This is a genomic window from Acidovorax sp. SRB_24, from assembly GCF_012931925.1.
In genome coordinates this window covers 13084-16385 of the sequence record NZ_MWOM01000077.1, presented here as the reverse complement: position 1 = coordinate 16385, position 3302 = coordinate 13084, and the positions used below count along the sequence as shown (strand labels likewise).

The following is a 3302-nucleotide window of genomic DNA, read 5'->3' as shown; positions in this document are numbered from 1 at the left end:
CAGACTTCGGGTCGCCTTCTCTTTGGTGACTTTCTCTTGGCGACCAAGAGAAAGTTACTGCGCTGCCGGGCGCACATCCCGGCCAGCAGCCTCGGCAAAAAGCGCCCCCTTGGAACATCAAAAACCACAAAAACGATAGCTACACAAGCGCTAGAGCCAGATTTCATCGCAAAGACGGATACGGCAGCAGCCCATGCCGCATGCGCGCCCGCTCGCAGGCCTCGCTGCCGGCCGCGAACTCGCGGCAGGGCGAAGGGCGCCATTCGTAGATGCCGCAGGCCGCTTTTTCACCGATCTTGCCGGTCAGCGCCGCGCAGCGCGGCGTGCGGTGGTCGGTGCCGCGCATGCGGCACAGCTGGTCGGTGATGGGGTCCGCCAGCCCCGCCGGCACGCGGCCGCCGCAGCCTTCGAGTTCTGGCATGGCGAAGTCCACGCGAAAGCTGGCGCAACAGGCGCCGCAGGTCAGGCAAGGGTGGGTCATGGGAAGGCAGGGCGGTGCGGGGCGTGCGCCATGGAACAGAGGGCAAAAAAGCGGCCGAAGCCGCTATGTGTTGAAAGGGCGCTTTGCTGTGAGCGCACCGGCGTTTCAGGCCACGCGGCCGAGCAGCAGGTACTCCATGAGGGCCTTTTGCACGTGCATGCGGTTTTCCGCCTCGTCCCAGACCACCGATTGCGGGCCGTCGATGACCTCGGCCTCGACCTCCTCGCCGCGGTGCGCGGGCAGGCAGTGCATGAACAGGGCGTCGGGCTGGGCCACGGACATCATCTCGGCGTCCACGCACCAGTCGGCAAAGGCCTTCTTGCGCTCCTCGTTTTCGGCCTCGTAGCCCATGCTGGTCCACACATCGGTGGTGACCAGGTCGGCGCCGCGGCAGGCGTCCAGCGGATTGCTGAAAAATTGATAGCTGCCGGCGCTGGCCCCGCCTGCGCCTACGGCCAATTTCTCATCCACTTCGTAGCCGCTCGGCGTGCTCACATGCACCTTGAAGCCGAGCAGCTGCGCGGCCTGCAGCCACGTGTTGGCCATGTTGTTGCCGTCGCCGACCCAGGCCACGGTCTTGCCCGCGATGCTGCCGCGGTGCTCGATGAAGGTGAAGATGTCGGCCAGGATCTGGCAGGGGTGGAACTCGTTGGTCAGGCCGTTGATGACCGGCACGCGCGAGTCGGCGGCAAAGCGCTCGATCTTGGTCTGCTCGTAGGTGCGGATCATCACCAGGTCGACCATGCGGCTGATGACCTTGGCGCTGTCGTCGATGGGTTCGGCGCGGCCGAGCTGGCTGTCGCCCGTGGTCAGGTGGACCACGCTGCCGCCGAGCTGGTACATGCCGGCCTCGAAGCTGATGCGCGTGCGCGTGCTGGCCTTTTCAAAGATCATGGCCAGCGTGCGGTCGGCCAGCGGGTGGTGCTTTTCGTAGGCCTTGAACTTCTTCTTGATGAGGGCGGCGCGCTCGAACAGGTAGGCGTATTCGTCGGCGCTGAGGTCACTGAATTGAAGGTAATGTTTCATGGCAGTCTCGTTGCAGGGGGGCGCGGTGCCCGGGGCGCTCACTCGGCCAGCAGGTCTTTGACCAGCGGGGCCAGCAGGGCGACGATCTCGTCGGCTTCGGCAGTGGTCAGGATCAGCGGCGGCACGATGCGGATCACGGTGTCGGCGGTCACGCTGATCAAGAGGCCCGCCTCGGCTGCGCGGCCTACCAAGGCGCCGCAGGGCTTGGCCAACTCGACGCCGATCATCAGGCCCTGGCCGCGGATTTCCTTGACCCCGGGCAGGCTGCCGAGCGCTTGCTGCAGCGCGGCCTGGAGGTGCGCGCCCACGGTGGCGGCGTTCTGCAGCAGGCCGTCTTCTTCCATGATGCGGATCGTTTCCACGCCGGCCCGCATCGCCAGCGGGTTGCCGCCGAAGGTGCTGCCGTGGTTGCCCGGCTGCAGCACGTCCGCGGCCTGGGGGCCCGCCACCACGGCGCCGATCGGCACGCCCGAGCCCAGGCCCTTGGCCAGCGGCATCACGTCGGGCACGATGCCGGCCCACTGGTGGGCGAACCACTTGCCGGTGCGGCCCATGCCGCACTGCACCTCGTCGATCATCATGAGCCAGCCGCGCTCGTCGCACAGCGCGCGCAGCTGCTGCAGGTAGTCGATGCGCATGGGGTTCACGCCGCCCTCGCCCTGGATGGTCTCGAAGAACACTGCGACCACGTTGGGGTTGCCCTCGGTGGCTTTCCGGATGGCCTCGATGTCGTTGACCGGCACGCGGATGAAGCCGTCGACCAGCGGGCCAAAGCCGGTGTGGATCTTGGGGTTGCCGGTGGCCGACATGGTGGCGATCGAGCGGCCATGGAAGGCCTTTTCGTAGACGACGATCTCGGGTTTTTCGATGCCCTTGTCCACGCCGTACTTGCGCGCAATCTTCAGCGCCGCCTCGTTGGCTTCCAGGCCCGAGTTGCAGAAGAACACGTTGGCCATGCCCGACAGCTCCACCAGCTTGGCGGCCAATTGCTCCTGGCCGGGGATGTGGTAGTAGTTCGAGGTGTGGATCAGCTTGGCGACCTGGTCCTGCAGCGCGGGCACCAGGCGGGCGTGGTTGTGGCCCAGGGTGTTGACCGCAATGCCGCCGAGCGCGTCCAGGTACTGCTTGCCGTTGACGTCCCAGACGCGGCTGCCCTGGCCGTGCGACAGCGCAATCGGCACGCGGCCATAGGTGTTCATCACGTGGGGCGAGGCGGCCTCAATCAAAGCGGTCATGCAGCAATCTCCAGACGGTGCGGGTGGCGGGCCGGCTCGGTGCGGCCCGGAAAAACGGAGTGCTGATTCTAGGGTGTGCTCCCGCATCGACTGCTGAACATTGCGCATCACTGCAATGCCCCTGCGCGCGCGGCATGGGTCGAAAGGGCCAGCTCTTATATAAGAGTTAGAATCACGTGTTGCGGCGCAACAGGCAGCGATCCTGCAGCGGCCCGTCACTTTCACCTTTCTCACTGCGATGGCTTCACCTTCCACCCAAGAAGTTTTCATCCAGGGCATCACCCTCGGAGGCAAAACCTTCCGTCCGAGCGACTGGGCCGAGCGGCTGGCGGGAGTGATGAGCGGCTTTCGTCCCGGCGGCGCCCAGCCGGGCAGCCACCTGTGCTATTCGCCCTGGTGCGTGCCCACGGTCATCAACGGCACCAAATGCGTGGTCGTCAACCACGCGCTGCGCGACTACGAGCCCATGGCCTGGGACTTCGTCATGAATTTCGCGCGCGACAACGAATTGCAGGTAGTGGAGGCGTGTCTGCTGCCGGATGTGGTGCAGGAGGCGGCTT

General features: G+C 65.8%; 4 protein-coding genes. 1 reads left to right on the top strand and 3 read right to left on the bottom strand.

All coding sequences use genetic code 11. The annotated features are described in order from the left end of the window. Positions 1–163: 163 nt before the first annotated feature. The 3 genes from B2J89_RS18495 to B2J89_RS18485 all read right to left on the bottom strand — a co-directional run bounded on the left by B2J89_RS18495 (position 164) and on the right by B2J89_RS18485 (position 2742). Entirely contained in the window at positions 164–481 is a 318-nt protein-coding gene (locus B2J89_RS18495; RefSeq protein ID WP_169170418.1) for a YkgJ family cysteine cluster protein, read from the bottom strand. A gap of 105 nt (positions 482–586) precedes the next feature. Further along, complete coding sequence (gene argF, locus B2J89_RS18490) at positions 587–1507, bottom strand: ornithine carbamoyltransferase (protein WP_169170417.1); 921 nt, start codon at positions 1505–1507, stop codon at positions 587–589. 38 nt (positions 1508–1545) lie between these two features. After that, the gene (locus B2J89_RS18485; RefSeq protein WP_169170416.1) at positions 1546–2742 is read right to left on the bottom strand and encodes an aspartate aminotransferase family protein; all 1197 of its coding nucleotides are present in this window, start codon (positions 2740–2742) and stop codon (positions 1546–1548) included. A 238-nt stretch (positions 2743–2980) separates the two neighbouring features. Between B2J89_RS18485 and B2J89_RS18480 the strand changes: the two genes are divergently transcribed. Continuing rightward, positions 2981–3302 (top strand): DUF3579 domain-containing protein (locus B2J89_RS18480; RefSeq protein ID WP_169170415.1); only part of this gene is annotated, 322 nt, incomplete at its 3' end.

Excerpts from the sequence above, each read along its gene's own strand:
- B2J89_RS18495 (WP_169170418.1), bottom strand. The coding sequence starts at position 481 with ATGACCCACCCTTGCCTGACCTGCGGCGCCTGTTGCGCCAGCTTTCGC.
- B2J89_RS18485 (WP_169170416.1), bottom strand. The coding sequence starts at position 2,742 with ATGACCGCTTTGATTGAGGCCGCCTCGCCCCACGTGATGAACACCTAT.
- argF (WP_169170417.1), bottom strand. The coding sequence starts at position 1,507 with ATGAAACATTACCTTCAATTCAGTGACCTCAGCGCCGACGAATACGCC.